The organism is Stenotrophomonas sp. INTA L402-1, assembly GCF_059295135.1.
Genome location: NZ_JCAFWP010000009.1, coordinates 13642 through 26691, shown reverse-complemented (window position 1 = coordinate 26691; position 13050 = coordinate 13642). Strand labels below are relative to the sequence as shown.

General features: G+C 65.9%; 13 protein-coding genes. 8 read left to right on the top strand and 5 right to left on the bottom strand.

Translation table 11 applies throughout. The annotated features are described in order from the left end of the window. The first annotated feature begins 79 nt into the window (after positions 1-79). Together AC5O77_RS07605 and arsC are read left to right on the top strand one after the other, a co-directional pair. Positions 80-1234, top strand: a complete 1155-nt coding sequence (locus AC5O77_RS07605; protein WP_019337376.1) for a phospholipase A — start codon at positions 80-82, stop codon at positions 1232-1234. Beyond that, positions 1234-1575: an arsenate reductase (glutaredoxin) gene (arsC, locus tag AC5O77_RS07600; RefSeq protein WP_478056928.1), complete on the top strand. Its 342-nt coding sequence runs from the start codon at positions 1234-1236 to the stop codon at positions 1573-1575. The genes AC5O77_RS07605 and arsC overlap by 1 nt, the downstream gene beginning before the upstream one ends. A 71-nt stretch (positions 1576-1646) precedes the next feature. Here the strand turns inward: arsC and AC5O77_RS07595 are convergent, their stop codons facing one another. The 4 genes from AC5O77_RS07595 to AC5O77_RS07580 form a co-directional block, all read right to left on the bottom strand. Continuing rightward, positions 1647-2282 carry a glutathione S-transferase family protein gene (locus AC5O77_RS07595; RefSeq protein ID WP_478056929.1) on the bottom strand — a complete coding sequence of 212 codons (636 nt, stop codon included), beginning with the start codon at positions 2280-2282 and terminating at the stop codon, positions 1647-1649. 58 nt (positions 2283-2340) lie between these two features. After that, positions 2341-2676: a hypothetical protein gene (locus tag AC5O77_RS07590; protein WP_478056930.1), complete on the bottom strand. Its 336-nt coding sequence runs from the start codon at positions 2674-2676 to the stop codon at positions 2341-2343. 76 nt (positions 2677-2752) lie between these two features. Then, positions 2753-3148, bottom strand: coding sequence for a hypothetical protein (locus AC5O77_RS07585; protein WP_478056931.1), 396 nt, complete (start codon positions 3146-3148; stop codon positions 2753-2755). Positions 3149-3267: 119 nt separating this feature from the next. Continuing rightward, a complete protein-coding gene (locus AC5O77_RS07580; protein ID WP_478056932.1) occupies positions 3268-4785 on the bottom strand; it encodes a fumarate hydratase in 1518 nt (505 codons plus the stop codon). A 149-nt stretch (positions 4786-4934) separates the two neighbouring features. Here AC5O77_RS07580 and AC5O77_RS07575 point away from each other — a divergent pair, with 149 nt between their 5' ends. The 5 genes from AC5O77_RS07575 to AC5O77_RS07555 all read left to right on the top strand — a co-directional run bounded on the left by AC5O77_RS07575 (position 4935) and on the right by AC5O77_RS07555 (position 10032). Beyond that, positions 4935-5831 carry an RNA polymerase sigma-70 factor gene (locus tag AC5O77_RS07575; RefSeq protein ID WP_329893511.1) on the top strand — a complete coding sequence of 299 codons (897 nt, stop codon included), beginning with the start codon at positions 4935-4937 and terminating at the stop codon, positions 5829-5831. A 36-nt stretch (positions 5832-5867) separates the two neighbouring features. After that, positions 5868-6317, top strand: coding sequence for a carboxymuconolactone decarboxylase family protein (locus tag AC5O77_RS07570; protein ID WP_012511595.1), 450 nt, complete (start codon positions 5868-5870; stop codon positions 6315-6317). A gap of 66 nt (positions 6318-6383) precedes the next feature. Continuing rightward, entirely contained in the window at positions 6384-7205 is an 822-nt protein-coding gene (locus AC5O77_RS07565; RefSeq protein ID WP_423163107.1) for a hypothetical protein, read from the top strand. 96 nt (positions 7206-7301) lie between these two features. Continuing rightward, positions 7302-9173 carry an ABC transporter ATP-binding protein gene (locus AC5O77_RS07560; protein ID WP_478056933.1) on the top strand — a complete coding sequence of 624 codons (1872 nt, stop codon included), beginning with the start codon at positions 7302-7304 and terminating at the stop codon, positions 9171-9173. A 79-nt stretch (positions 9174-9252) separates the two neighbouring features. Continuing rightward, a complete protein-coding gene (locus AC5O77_RS07555) occupies positions 9253-10032 on the top strand; it encodes a ferredoxin--NADP reductase (protein ID WP_046984352.1) in 780 nt (259 codons plus the stop codon). Positions 10033-10109: 77 nt separating this feature from the next. Here AC5O77_RS07555 and AC5O77_RS07550 read toward each other — a convergent pair whose 3' ends face one another. Further along, positions 10110-10589, bottom strand: coding sequence for a glutathione peroxidase (locus AC5O77_RS07550; protein WP_121505091.1), 480 nt, complete (start codon positions 10587-10589; stop codon positions 10110-10112). A 130-nt stretch (positions 10590-10719) separates the two neighbouring features. On the opposite strand from AC5O77_RS07550, the gene AC5O77_RS07545 reads away from it, so the two are divergent. Further along, positions 10720-12888 carry a M3 family metallopeptidase gene (locus tag AC5O77_RS07545; RefSeq protein ID WP_478056934.1) on the top strand — a complete coding sequence of 723 codons (2169 nt, stop codon included), beginning with the start codon at positions 10720-10722 and terminating at the stop codon, positions 12886-12888. Positions 12889-13050: the final 162 nt, after the last annotated feature.

The following is a 13050-nucleotide window of genomic DNA, read 5'->3' as shown; positions in this document are numbered from 1 at the left end:
ATAAACCGTGGGGGCTGGCCGCGATGCGGTACAGCCGCCACACTGTGCGATTCCCGTATTCACCGAAGGGCCTGCTGGAATGACCCTCCCCCCGCTGCTTCCCCGCCTTGCGCCGCTGGCGCTGGCCCTGGCCAGTGCCCCATTGGCCGCGCAGGAATTCGTGCCCAGCACCGATACCTCGCCGGCGGCGTGTGCCGCCATCACCACTGACGCGGCGCGCCTGGCCTGCTATGACCGCCTGTTCGCGCATACGCCGCAGGCCACGGCCGCCGCCGATGCCGCTGCCGAGGCGGCCGCGCAGGCCCGTCGCGAAGAACGCCAGACCGCACGCGTGAGCCAGGGCGAAGAGAAACTGCGCGAGCGGGTCAGCGACCTGTTCCGCCCCGCTGCGCCCGACAGCGCGCTGGCCAATGCCGGCCGCGGTTCGCTGCTGGACAGCCGCTGGGAACTGGCCGAGGACTCCAAGCTCGGCCCATTCCAGCTGCGTGCCTACAAGCCGGTGTACCTGCTGCCGGCGTTCTGGACCAGCGACCGCAACACCACGCCGCATTCGCCGAACCCGGCCAACACGGTCACCACGCCGCAGGTGCTGGACAGCGCCGAACTGAAGTTCCAGATCAGCTTCAAGACCAAGATCGCCGAGAACCTGTTCGGCGACAACGGCGATATCTGGGCCGGCTACACCCAGAGCTCGCGCTGGCAGGCCTACAACGGCGAGGATTCGCGCCCGTTCCGCGAAACCAATTACGAGCCGGAAGTGATGATGGTGTTCCGCAACGGCTACTCGATCGGTGGCTGGCGTGGACGCATGACCGGCATCGCGCTGAACCACCAGTCCAACGGCCGTGCCGATCCGCTGTCGCGCAGCTGGAACCGGGTGATGCTCAACATCGGCCTGGACCGCGAGAACTGGGCGCTGGTGCTGCGGCCGTGGTACCGCATTCCCGAGACCCGCAGCGACGACAACAATCCGGACATCGAGGACTACATGGGCCGCGGTGATGCAACCCTGACCTGGAACCGCAACGGCCACGAAGTCTCGTTGATGGCACGCCATTCGCTGCGTACCGGCAGCCGCTCACACGGTGCCCTGCAGCTGGATTACGGCTTCCCGATCAGCAACCTGCTGCGCGGCCACGTGCAGATCTTCGACGGCTACGGCGAAAGCCTGATCGACTACAACCACAAGGCCACCTACGTGGGCGTGGGCGTGTCGCTGCTGGAGTGGTTCTGATGGACGTGACGATCTGGCACAACCCGGCCTGCAGCAATTCGCGCGGCGCACTGAAGCTGATCCGCGATGCCGGCTTCGAGCCGGAGGTGATCGAGTACCTCGGCAATCCACCCGATGTGACCACACTGCGCCAGGTGCTGGCCGAATCCAGATTGAGCGCACGTGATCTGGTGCGCAGCAAGGAAGCACAGTTCACCGAACTGGGACTGGAAGATGCGGACGAGGCCACGCTGCTGGCCGCGATGGTCGCACACCCGCGCCTGATCAACCGCCCCGTGGTGCGCACGCCCAAGGGCACCCGGCTGTGCCGTCCACCGGAAACGGTGCTGGAGATCCTGTAACGGAAAAGGGGACGGAGGGGATTAAGTCGCTTGTGCACAAACGACTTAATCCCCTCCGTCCCCTTTTCTGGTTACCGCCAGTCGGTGATGCCTTCGCGGCGGTACACCTCGGCGAACGCCGGGCGCGCCTTCATCGACGTGGCATGTGCCTTGAGCACAGGCCAGGTGTCGCTGGGCTTCGGCATGTTGCGCGACCAGCGCATCAGCATCACCAGCATGTAGTCGACCACGCAGGGTGTGGTGCCCAGCAGGTAGGGGCCATGCGCCTGCAGGTGCGTGGCGACCTGCTGCCAGGCCGCCTCAAGGCGCTGACGGGCCATCTCGCGGCTCGCTTCGATGTTTGCCTCGCCCCCCATTTCATGCGGATAGAACCAGGCACGATAGGCCGGCTGCAGCGTATTGGCACACCAGAACATCCAGCGGTAGGCATCGGCGCGCTGCGGCGTACCCAATGTGGGCAGCAGGTTGGCCTCCGGATGGCGGTCAGCCAGATACAGTGCGATCGCCGCCGCTTCGGTCAGTACCAAGCCATCTATCAGCAGTGTCGGCACCACACCGGCCGGATTCAGCGCCAGGTACTCCGCCGACTTGTGCTCGCGCGCGTCGAAATCCAGCAGCACCAGTTCGTGCTCGATGCCCAGCTCGATCAGCAGCCAGTGCACCACCAGCGCGGCGGTACTGGTTGAACCATACAGCGTGGTGCTCATGCGGAAGATCCTGTGCAGGTGGATCAGCCGATTATGCGCCCACGCGCGCAATCGTTGCTCAGCCGCAGCGGCTCATGCAGGTATCGCGGCCTTCGCTACAGGACATGATCGGCGTGCGTATCGCGCAGTCGTGCGTCTTCAGTTCACAGGAACGGCGCAGCTCGGGGTTGGCAACGTCCTTGCAGCGTTTGTCCGGCGCCGGCGCCATCTGTTGTTCGCAGCTGAAGTCGTTGCTGCCGATACTGCCCCGCGCCATGCAGCTGCGATAGTGGGCCTGGCATTGCATGCGGCACTGCGAGGAGGCGGAGAAATCCGCACCTTCGTAGGATGAGGTTGTGCTGCAGCCGGCCAGGACCAGCAGGAACACAGCCGCGACGGATCGATGCAGGCGCATGAGCACATCCAGTGCAGGGGTGTGCCGACCCTAGCAGACTACGGTTACTCGTGCAGGCAGCGACGCGCGCGCCCGATCAGTACACGGGAATGCCGGTGTCGGTGCGGACTTCATTCACGGTGCCGCCGCAGGAGAGCAGGCACTGGGCGTACGGAGCACTGCATGAAGGAAGCGCCGGGGAACCGCAGTAGGTGCCGGCGCCGTTGCCCCCTTCACAGTTGTGCCGCTGCTTGTCGTCGGCGATACCACTGCAACGGCTGATGATCCGGCTCTTCTCGCTTTCGCAGCTGCGCTGATCCGATTCCGCGCGGGCGCGGTTGTGGAAGTCGCACGTCGCCTTCTGGCTCTCGCAGACCGACGCGCAGATCTTCCCCGCTTCGTGGGTTGGCGGTTCGACGAAATAACGTGGCCCGCAGGCACTGCATGCCAGCGCAGCGACCAGCAACACGAAAACACGCGACCACTGCAGCACGATGGACTCCCTTCCAATACGTCAGACAGCGCACGTTAGCAGAGCACACCATCCACGGGCAGGCTGCATACAACAACGGCGCCACACGGGCGCCGTTGTCTGGACCGGAACGGGAGGAATTACTCCACCACCACCGGAATCTTGCCGATGCGGGCCTGCCATTCGCGCGGGCCGGTCTTGTGCACCGATTCACCAGTGGAGTCGACCGCCACGGTCACCGGCATGTCCTGCACGGTGAATTCGTAGATCGCTTCCATGCCGAGGTCGGCGAAACCAACCACCTTCGCCGCCTTGATCGCCTTGGACACCAGGTAGGCCGAACCACCAACGGCCATCAGGTAGGCCGACTTGTTGTCACGGATCGCCTCGATGGCCGCCGGGCCGCGCTCGGCCTTGCCGACCATGCCCAGCAGGCCGGTCTGTTCAAGCACCTGACGGGTGAACTTGTCCATGCGGGTCGCCGTGGTCGGACCAGCCGGGCCCACCACTTCGTCGCGCACCGGATCGACCGGGCCGACGTAGTAGATGAAGCGGCCCTTCAGATCGACCGGCAGTTCCTCGCCCTTGTTGAGCATGTCGACCATGCGCTTGTGCGCGGCGTCGCGGCCGGTCAGCAGCTTGCCGTTCAGCAGCAGGGTCTGGCCCGGCTTCCAGCTGGCCACATCGTCCGGCGTGATCGTGTCCAGGTCCACGCGGGTGCCCTTGGACGAATCGTAGGTCAGCTTCGGCCAGTCCTCCAGCGACGGCGGGTCCAGCATCACCGGGCCGCTGCCATCCAGGGTGAAGTGCGCATGGCGGGTGGCCGCGCAGTTCGGGATCATCGCCACCGGCAGGTTGGCCGCATGAGTCGGGTAATCGTTGATCTTGATGTCGAGCACGGTGGTCAGGCCACCCAGGCCCTGCGCGCCAATACCCAGCGCGTTGACCTTCTCGTACAGCTCCAGGCGCAGCTCTTCAATGCGGTTGGAGGCACCACGGGCCTGCAGCTCGGTGATGTCGATCGGCTCCATCAGCGCTTCCTTGGCCAGCAGCATCGCCTTCTCGGCGGTGCCGCCGATGCCGATGCCGAGCATGCCCGGCGGGCACCAGCCGGCGCCCATGGTCGGCACGGTCTTCAGCACCCAGTCGACGATGGAATCGGACGGGTTGAGCATGGCGAACTTGGTCTTGGCTTCCGAACCACCACCCTTGGCGGCGACGATGACGTCGACGGTGTTGCCCGGCACCACCTTGACGTTGACCACACCCGGGGTGTTGTCCCTGGTGTTGATGCGCTTGCCGGCCGGATCAGCCAGCACCGAAGCGCGCAGCTTGTTGTCCGGGTGCATGTAGGCACGGCGCACGCCTTCATTGGCCATGTCTTCCACGCCCATGGTGGCGTCGTCCCAACGCACGTCCATGCCGATTTCCAGGAACACGGTGACGATGCCGGTGTCCTGGCAGATCGGACGGTGGCCTTCGGCGCACATGCGCGAATTGATCAGGATCTGCGCCATCGCTTCCTTCGCGGCCGGCGACTCCTCGCGCTCGTAGGCGGCGGCAAGGTTCTTGATGTAGTCGACCGGGTGGTAGTACGAGATGTACTGCAGCGCGTCGGCGATGGACTGGATGAGGTCTTCCTGCTTGATCGATGTCACGACTTGCTCGCTTGCTGGAGGCTGGCGGGGGTAATCCGCCCATTTTACCCCCTCCCCCGGCCGCGGGGTGGTAGTGCCGGCCGCTGGCCGGCAAGATCAGACCCCGAACCCTCTGTCACGCGACGCCCCGCTGGCGCGTCCTTGCCCACATGAACGCCGAAACCGCTTTCCAGACCCACCGCCCGCGCCTGATGGCGCTGGCCTACCGCCTGCTCGGCAGTCGCGCCGACGCCGAAGACGTGGTCCAGGATGCCTGGTTGCGCTGGTCCGGCGCCGACCCGGCGGCCGTCCGCGACCCCGAAGCCTGGCTGGTCACCACCACCACCCGGCTCGGCCTGGACCGGTTGCGCGCAGCCAAGCGCGAGCGCGTGCACTACGTCGGCCCGTGGCTGGCCGAGCCACTGGCGGTCACCCTGGAGCCCGACCCAGCGCCCGGCCCCGCCCAGCTGCATGCGTTTGCCGACGATGTCTCGGTGGCTTTCCTGACCCTGCTTGAACAGCTCGGCCCCGAGGAACGCGCCGCCTTCCTGCTGAAGGAAGCCTTCGACCACGATTACCGTGAGATCGCCGACCTGATCGGCCACAGCGAGGCCAACTGCCGGCAGCTGGTGCATCGTGCCCGGCAGCGCCTGCAGGCCGGGCGGCCGCGCTTCAACGCCGACGCCAGCCAGCACCGGCAGCTGCTGGCGCGCTTCATGGACGCTTCCCAGCGTGGCGACAGCGAAGCGATCCAGGCCCTGCTGCACGCCAACGCGGTACTGGTTTCCGACGGCGGTGGCGTGGTTACCGCGGCGGTGCGGCCCCTGCTGGGCGCCGAGCGCATCGGCCGCCTGTTCTGGGCCATCGCCCGCCGTGGCGCGGCGCATCCGGCGCAGTTGGGCTACGTCAACGGCGAGCCTGCGATCCTGCGCTTCCAGGGCGATCGCCTGCACTCGGTCACCACCATCGAGGTGGTCGATGGCCGCATCGCCAACGTGTACAGCGTGTTGAATCCGGAAAAGTTGCCGGACGTTGTCACGCGCGGTGACGGCACTGCGTCCTTGTAATGAAAGGCGGCCATCGTGGCCGCCGTGGAGCCGAAAATGTCCGACCACGCCTCTCCCCGCGTCCCTTACACCCGCCTGGCCGCCGAAGCCTTCAAGGGCCTGCTGGCCACCAGCCAGGCGGTGCATGACAGCTCGATTGATCCGACCCTGATGGAACTGGTGTTCCTGCGCGTGTCGCAGCTCAACGGCTGCGGCTATTGCATGGACATGCATGCCACCACGCTGCGCAAGGGCGGCATCGAGCCGCGCAAGCTCGATACCCTGCCCGCCTGGCACGAAAGCCGTTTCTTCGATGCCCGCGAGCGTGCGGCGCTGGGCTGGGCCGAAGCGCTGACCCGGCTGACCGACGGCGCGCCGTCGCAGGCGGCGTTCGATGCACTGGCACCGCACTTTGATGAGAAGGGCATCAGCGACCTGAGCATGGGCATTGCGGTGATCAACGCCTGGAACCGGCTGGGCGCCGGGCTGCTGCCGCCGCTGCCCTGAGCGCTTCGTTGACAGTGCCTGGACCGCCGGGCACTGTACCTGCCCCGCAGGAAGCATCCGAACGTCATGGCCGACGAAGCCCCCGACACGCCCAGCAAGGAGGCGCTGAAGGCGCTGACCCAGTACCGGGAGCGGGACACCGCGCCGCCCGAACTCCTGTCGACGCTTGAACGGCATGGACTGTTGTGGCCCGTCGAACATCCGGGCCATGAGGCCCTCCAGGTGCGGATGTTCGCCGCCTATGCCCGCGCCGACCGCCAGCATGTGGCAGACAACTTCATCCTCGGCGTGCAGGAGAACCGCAGCGACCTGCGCGCCGGGCTGTCGGCGTATGCGTTCATGGTGAACTTCCCCAGGCATCAGGAGCAGCCACACCCCAGCCTGGCCTGTGCGGTCTGCGGCCAGGTCCGCGAAGGCAGATTCGACCCGACCACCTGGGCGCGCGTCCGCCACAACATCGGGGTCGTGCTCGGCGGAAGCGTAAACGCCATCACCTTCCTGTTGGAACAACACAATCTGACGCCCAGACGGGCGCCCGGCGACATGAGCACACTGGTGGCACTGCTGCGGCTGCTGCACCACGAGAGCGACGCCAAGGACACCCCGTCGACCATCGTCAAACGCGTGCGCGCGCTGCCGGGCCTGAAACTGTCCGTCGAGCAGGCGCGTCACCTGCTGGATGCCCTGGGCCATGCCGGGCTGCTGCAGACCCCCGAGCATCCCGGCCTGGCGCAACGCTTCACCCGGGTCGGCCTGGCACCGCGCACGTCGCGCTCTTCGGACTGGAGCTATCCCGTCGATTTCTGGAAAGGCGCCTACGGCATCGACAGCGGGGCCCTGCGCTTCTGGTTCGCTCACCATCCTGCGCTGCTGGCTGCGCTGGACTGAGCGCGCAGGCGGCGCCGACGCGCTGCCCTGCCGGCGCATGGCAGGCATGCGCCCCGTTCATGCCTCCGCCACGCGCAGGGCGCGCACAATACGCACATGCCTGCTACCCCCACCGCTGGCGCTGCCGCCGCGAAGAAACCCAGCCTGCGCCAGCGCTTCAGGGCGATGCGCAACCTGCCACCGTTCCTGCGCATGGTCTGGAAGACCAGCCCCGCGCTCACCCTGGCCAGCCTTGGCCTGCGCCTGATCCGTGCGCTGCTGCCGGTGGCGATGCTCTACGTCGGCAAGCTGATCATCGACAGCGCCCTGCACCTGAGCCAGCACGATGCCGGCTTCCCGCCACTGGGCGAGGCGCTGTCCAGCGGCATACTGAATCCGCTGCTGGGCCTGCTGGCGCTGGAATTCGGCCTGGCCATCGCCTCGGATCTGCTCGGCCGGCTGGTCAGCTACGCCGATGCTCTGCTCTCGGAACTGTTCGCCAACGTCACCAGCATCCGGCTGATGGAACATGCGGCAACGCTGGATCTGGAGGACTTCGAGGACCCGGACCTGCAGGACAAGCTGGACCGTGCGCGGCGCCAGACCATGGGCCGGATGAACCTGATGAGCCAGTTGTTCGGCCAGGTGCAGGACGCGATCACCGTGGCCAGCCTCGCCATCGGCCTGCTGGTCTACGCGCCGTGGCTGATCCTCCTGCTGGCGCTGGCACTGGTGCCGGCCTTCATCGGCGAATCGCACTTCAACGCGGCCGGCTACAGCCTCAACTTCCAGTGGACGCCCGAGCGCCGCCAGCTCGACTACCTGCGCCAGCTCGGTGCCAGCGTGGAAACGGCCAAGGAAGTGAAGATCTACAACCTGCACCGCTTCCTGGTGGAGCGCTACCGGCGCCTGTCGGTGGCGCTGTTCCAGGCCAACCGCGCCCTGGCCCGGCGCCGCGCGTTCTGGGGCACGCTGCTGGCCGCACTGGGCACGCTGGGCTACTACACCGCCTACGCCTACATCGCCTGGCGCACGGTGCGCGGCGACTTTTCGATCGGCGACCTGACCTTCCTCGCCGGCAGCTTCCTGCGCCTGCGCCAGCTGCTGGAGGGCCTGTTGATCGGGTTCTCGCAGGTGGCCAGCCAGGCGCTGTACCTGGATGACCTGTTCTCGTTCTTCCAGATCCAGCCGGAAATCCACTCGCGCGAAGGTGCAGTGCGCGTGCCGCAGCCGATCCGCCAGGGCTTCGTGTTCGAGAACGTCGGCTTCCGCTACCCGGATGCCGAGCAATGGGCGGTGCGCCACCTTGATTTCCAGCTGCAGGCCGGCGAAGTACTGGCGCTGGTCGGTGAGAACGGCGCCGGCAAGACCACGCTGGTGAAGCTGCTGGCGCGGCTGTACGAACCGGACGAGGGCCGCATCCTGCTCGATGGGCGCGACCTGCGCGACTACGACCTGGACGACCTGCGCGCCAACCTCGGGGTGATCTTCCAGGACTTCGTGCGCTACAACCTCAGCGCCGGCGAAAACATCGGCGTCGGCCAGGTCGAGGCGATGGACGACCAGGCACGCATCGCCGACGCCGCGCGGCGCGGCATGGCCGAGGAAGTGATCGACGACCTGCCCGGCGGCTACAACCAGCTGATCGGTCGCCGCTTCAAGCAGGGCGTGGACCTGTCCGGTGGCCAATGGCAGAAGATCGCCATCGCCCGTGCATGGATGCGCAATGCGCAGGTGATGATCCTGGATGAGCCAACGGCGGCGCTGGATGCGCGAAGTGAGTTCGAGGTGTTCCAGCGGTTCAGGGAACTGGCGGATAATCGCACCGCAGTGCTGATTTCCCACCGTTTTTCCTCGGTACGCATGGCCGATCGCATCCTGGTGCTGGCCGATGGCCGGATCGAGGCCAGCGGCACCCATGAAGAGCTGATGGCCCAGGGCGGCCGCTACGCCGAGCTGTTCGAGCTGCAGGCGGCCGGCTACCGCTGAGAACGCCTCTCGTTCCGCCTAATGAGAACCTGTCTCATTTGAGATAGAATCACCCCGACGACTTCCGATAGATACGCCCATGTCCTCCGCTTTTGGCGCCGAAACGGTGCTTGAGGTCCGTCATTGGACCGATGCCTACTTCAGCTTCACCCTCACCCGCGACAGCGGTTTCCGCTTCGAGAACGGCCAGTTCGTGATGATCGGCCTGGAAACCGAGGCGCGGCCGCTGCTGCGCGCGTATTCCATCGCCAGCGCCAACTGGGAAGAGCATCTGGAGTTCTTCAGCATCAAGGTGCAGGACGGCCCGCTGACCTCGCGCCTGCAGCACATCAAGCCGGGTGACAAGGTGCTGGTCGGCAAGAAGCCCACCGGCACCCTGCTGATCAGCGATCTGCACCCCGGCAAGAACCTGTACCTGCTGGGCACCGGCACCGGCATGGCGCCGTGGCTGTCGGTCATCAAGGACCCGGAAACCTACGAGCGCTTCGAGAAGGTGATCCTCTGCCACGGCGTGCGCTACGAGAAGGACCTGGCCTACCGCGATTACTTCGAGAAGGAACTGCGTGAGCACGAATTCCTGGGCGAGATGATCGGTGACAAGCTGCTGTACTACCCGGCCGTCACCCGCGAGCCGTTCGCCAACCAGGGCCGCCTGACCCAGCTGATGGAAAGCGGCGAGATGCAGCGCACCCTCGGCCTGCCGGAGCTGAGCCCGGAGAACGACCGCGCGATGATCTGCGGCAGCCCGCAGATGCTGGCCGACCTGCGCAGCGTGCTCGATGCCCGTGGCTTCCAGGTCTCGCCGCGTATCGGCCAGCCGGGCCACTACGTGTTCGAGCGCGCGTTCGTCGAGAAATAAGCAAAAAGGGGACGGAGGGGATTAAGTCGTTTGTGCACAAACGACTTAATCCCCTCCGTCCCCTTTTCGGGTTCGTCTCACAGCAGCGCTTCGATCTCGCCGCGCAGCTGCTCCGGCCTGGTGGTGGGCGCGTGACGCGACACCACCTGCCCCTGGCGGTCGACCAGGAACTTGCTGAAATTCCACTTGATGCGGGCGCTACCCAGCAGGCCGCGCTTCTCGCGTGACAGCCATGCCCACAACGGATCAGCCCCCTCGCCGTTGACCTCGATCTTCTCCGACAGCGGGAAGCTGACCGGGTAGTCCAGCGAACAGAACTGGCGGATCTGCGCGGCGTCGCCCGGTTCCTGTGCACCGAACTGGTTGCATGGGAACCCGATCACCACCAGGCCACGGTCGCGATACTGCTGCCACAGCTGTTCCAGCCCGGTGTACTGCGGGGTGAAGCCACAGCGGCTGGCGACATTGACCAGCAGCAACGGGTGCCCCTGGTACCGGGCCAGGGCCTGCGGCTGGCCGTCGAGGTCGCGGAAGCTGAAATCGTAGGCAGTGGTCATGGCAGCGGGCCGTGGGCGGTGAATGCATGTTACCCGCGCCCAGCCCCGGCAACATGCCTTTTGACACAAGTGCGGGCGCCGCCGGCCGGGTTACCCTCGGGCCCTTGTTTGCCTTACCGGAGTTCCTACCTTGACCACTCGCCTTGCCCTTGCCGTGGCCATGTCCCTCGGCCTTGCCCTGCCCGCCTTCTCGGCCGGCGCCGCCACCCCGGCTGCCAGCACCCATGCCCAGCAGGCCAATCCGTTCTTCGCCGAAAGCCCGCTGCCGCTGCATTTCCCGCAGTTCGACAAGATCAAGGACAGCGACTTCGCCCCGGCCTTCGACGCCGGCATGGCGCAGCAGCTGAAGGAAGTGGAGGCGATCGCCAACAACAAGGCCAAGCCGACCTTCGACAACACCATCATCGCCCTGGAAAAGAGCGGTGACATCCTCGACCGTGCGACCACCGTGTTCTTCAGCCTGGTCGGCGCCGATACCAACGACACCCGCAAGAAGCTGCAGGCCGACTACTCGGCGAAGTTCGCCGCGCACAGCGATGCGATCGCGCTGAACGGCAAGCTGTTCGCCCGCATCCAGGCGCTGTACGACACCCGCAGCCAGCTGGGCCTGGACGCCGAAGGCGTGCGCCTGGTCGAGAAGTACTACGACAACTACGTGCGCGCCGGCGCCAAGCTGTCCGAGGCCGACAAGGCCACGCTGAAGGCCATGAATGCCGAGCTGGCCAACCTGGGCACCAAGTTCAGCCAGAACGTGCAGTCGGAAGTGAACGCCTCGGCGATTACTGTCGATGACGTCAAGGAGCTGGACGGCCTGTCCAAGGAGCAGATCGCGGCCGCCGCCGAAGCCGCCAAGGCCCGCGGTCTGGATGGCAAGTACGTGATCACCCTGCTCAACACCACCGGCCAGCCGCCGCTGACCAACCTGGCCAACCGTGCCCTGCGCCAGAAGATCTACGAAGCCTCGACCACCCGCGGCAGCCGCGGCGGTGAGTTCGACAACACCGCGCTGGTCTCGCGCATCATGCAGCTGCGTGCCGACAAGGCCAAGCTGATGGGCTTCCCGAACTTCGCCGCCTACAACCTGACCAACCAGACCGCCAAGACCCCCGAAGCGGTCAACGCGATGCTGGGCAAGCTGGCTCCGGCCGCGGTGGCCAATGCCAAGCGCGAAGCCGCCGACCTGCAGGCGATGATCGACAAGGAACAGAAGGCCGCCGGCAAGAAGACCTTCGCCCTCGAGCCGTGGGACTGGGCGTTCTACAGCGAGAAGGTGCGCCAGGCCAAGTACAACTTCGACGAATCGCAGCTCAAGCCGTACTTCGAGATGAAGAACGTGCTGGAGAACGGCGTGTTCTACGCTGCCGGCCAGGAATTCGGCCTGACCTTCAAGCAGCGCACCGACCTGCCGGTCTACCACGATGACGTCACCGTCTATGACGTGTTCGACGCCGACGGCAGCCAGCTGGCGATCTTCATCTTCGACCCGTATGCGCGCGCCTCCAAGCGTGGCGGTGCGTGGATGAATTCGTACGTCTCGCAGTCCAAGCTGACCGGCTTCAAGCCGGTGGTCGCCAACCACCTCAACATCCCGAAGCCGCCGGCCGGCCAGCCGACCCTGCTGACCTGGGATGAGGTGAACACCACCTTCCACGAATTCGGCCATGCCCTGCACGGCATGTTCTCCAACGTGAAGTACCCGTACTTCTCGGGCACGTCGGTGCCGCGTGACTTCGTCGAGTTCCCCTCGCAGGTCAACGAAATGTGGTCGGACAACCCGGCCATCCTGAAGAACTACGCCAAGCACTACCAGAACGGTTCGGCGATGCCGCAGGCGCTGCTGGACAAGGTGCTGGCCGCTGCCAAGTTCAACCAGGGCTTTGCCACCACCGAATACCTGGGTGCGGCCATGCTCGACCAGCGCTGGCACCAGATCGGCGCCGACCAGGTGCCGGCCGCCAAGGACGTGATGGCCTTCGAGCGCGCCGCGCTGGAGAAGGACGGCATCTACTATGCGCCGGTCCCGCCGCGCTACAAGACCCCTTACTTCAGCCACATCATGGGCGGCTACTCGGCCGGCTACTACGCCTACATCTGGTCGGAAGTGCTCGACGCCAACACCCAGAAGTGGTTCAAGGACAACGGCGGCCTGAGCCGCAAGAACGGCGACCACTTCCGCGCCACCCTGCTGTCCAAGGGCGGCAGCGTGGACGCGATGCAACTGTTCCGCGATTTCGCCGGCCACGAGCCGCAGATCGAACCGCTGCTGGAAAAGCGTGGCCTGACCGGCGCCGGCAACTGATCGCCCGCGCGGTAGCCTGAAACGAAAACCGCCCGGGAGACCGGGCGGTTTTTTGTTGAAGCATCCACGCATGGCGTGGATCTACTGGAGTGCGTCATGTGTGGATCGATGATGCCGGGGTTCGTGGCGCGAATGGATCGTGCCGACCAACGGTCGGCACCC

Excerpts from the sequence above, each read along its gene's own strand:
- AC5O77_RS07605 (WP_019337376.1), top strand. The coding sequence starts at position 80 with ATGACCCTCCCCCCGCTGCTTCCCCGCCTTGCGCCGCTGGCGCTGGCC.
- arsC (WP_478056928.1), top strand. The coding sequence starts at position 1,234 with ATGGACGTGACGATCTGGCACAACCCGGCCTGCAGCAATTCGCGCGGC.
- AC5O77_RS07595 (WP_478056929.1), bottom strand. The coding sequence starts at position 2,282 with ATGAGCACCACGCTGTATGGTTCAACCAGTACCGCCGCGCTGGTGGTG.
- AC5O77_RS07590 (WP_478056930.1), bottom strand. The coding sequence starts at position 2,676 with ATGCGCCTGCATCGATCCGTCGCGGCTGTGTTCCTGCTGGTCCTGGCC.
- AC5O77_RS07575 (WP_329893511.1), top strand. The coding sequence starts at position 4,935 with ATGAACGCCGAAACCGCTTTCCAGACCCACCGCCCGCGCCTGATGGCG.
- AC5O77_RS07570 (WP_012511595.1), top strand. The coding sequence starts at position 5,868 with ATGTCCGACCACGCCTCTCCCCGCGTCCCTTACACCCGCCTGGCCGCC.
- AC5O77_RS07565 (WP_423163107.1), top strand. The coding sequence starts at position 6,384 with ATGGCCGACGAAGCCCCCGACACGCCCAGCAAGGAGGCGCTGAAGGCG.
- AC5O77_RS07560 (WP_478056933.1), top strand. The coding sequence starts at position 7,302 with ATGCCTGCTACCCCCACCGCTGGCGCTGCCGCCGCGAAGAAACCCAGC.
- AC5O77_RS07555 (WP_046984352.1), top strand. The coding sequence starts at position 9,253 with ATGTCCTCCGCTTTTGGCGCCGAAACGGTGCTTGAGGTCCGTCATTGG.
- AC5O77_RS07550 (WP_121505091.1), bottom strand. The coding sequence starts at position 10,589 with ATGACCACTGCCTACGATTTCAGCTTCCGCGACCTCGACGGCCAGCCG.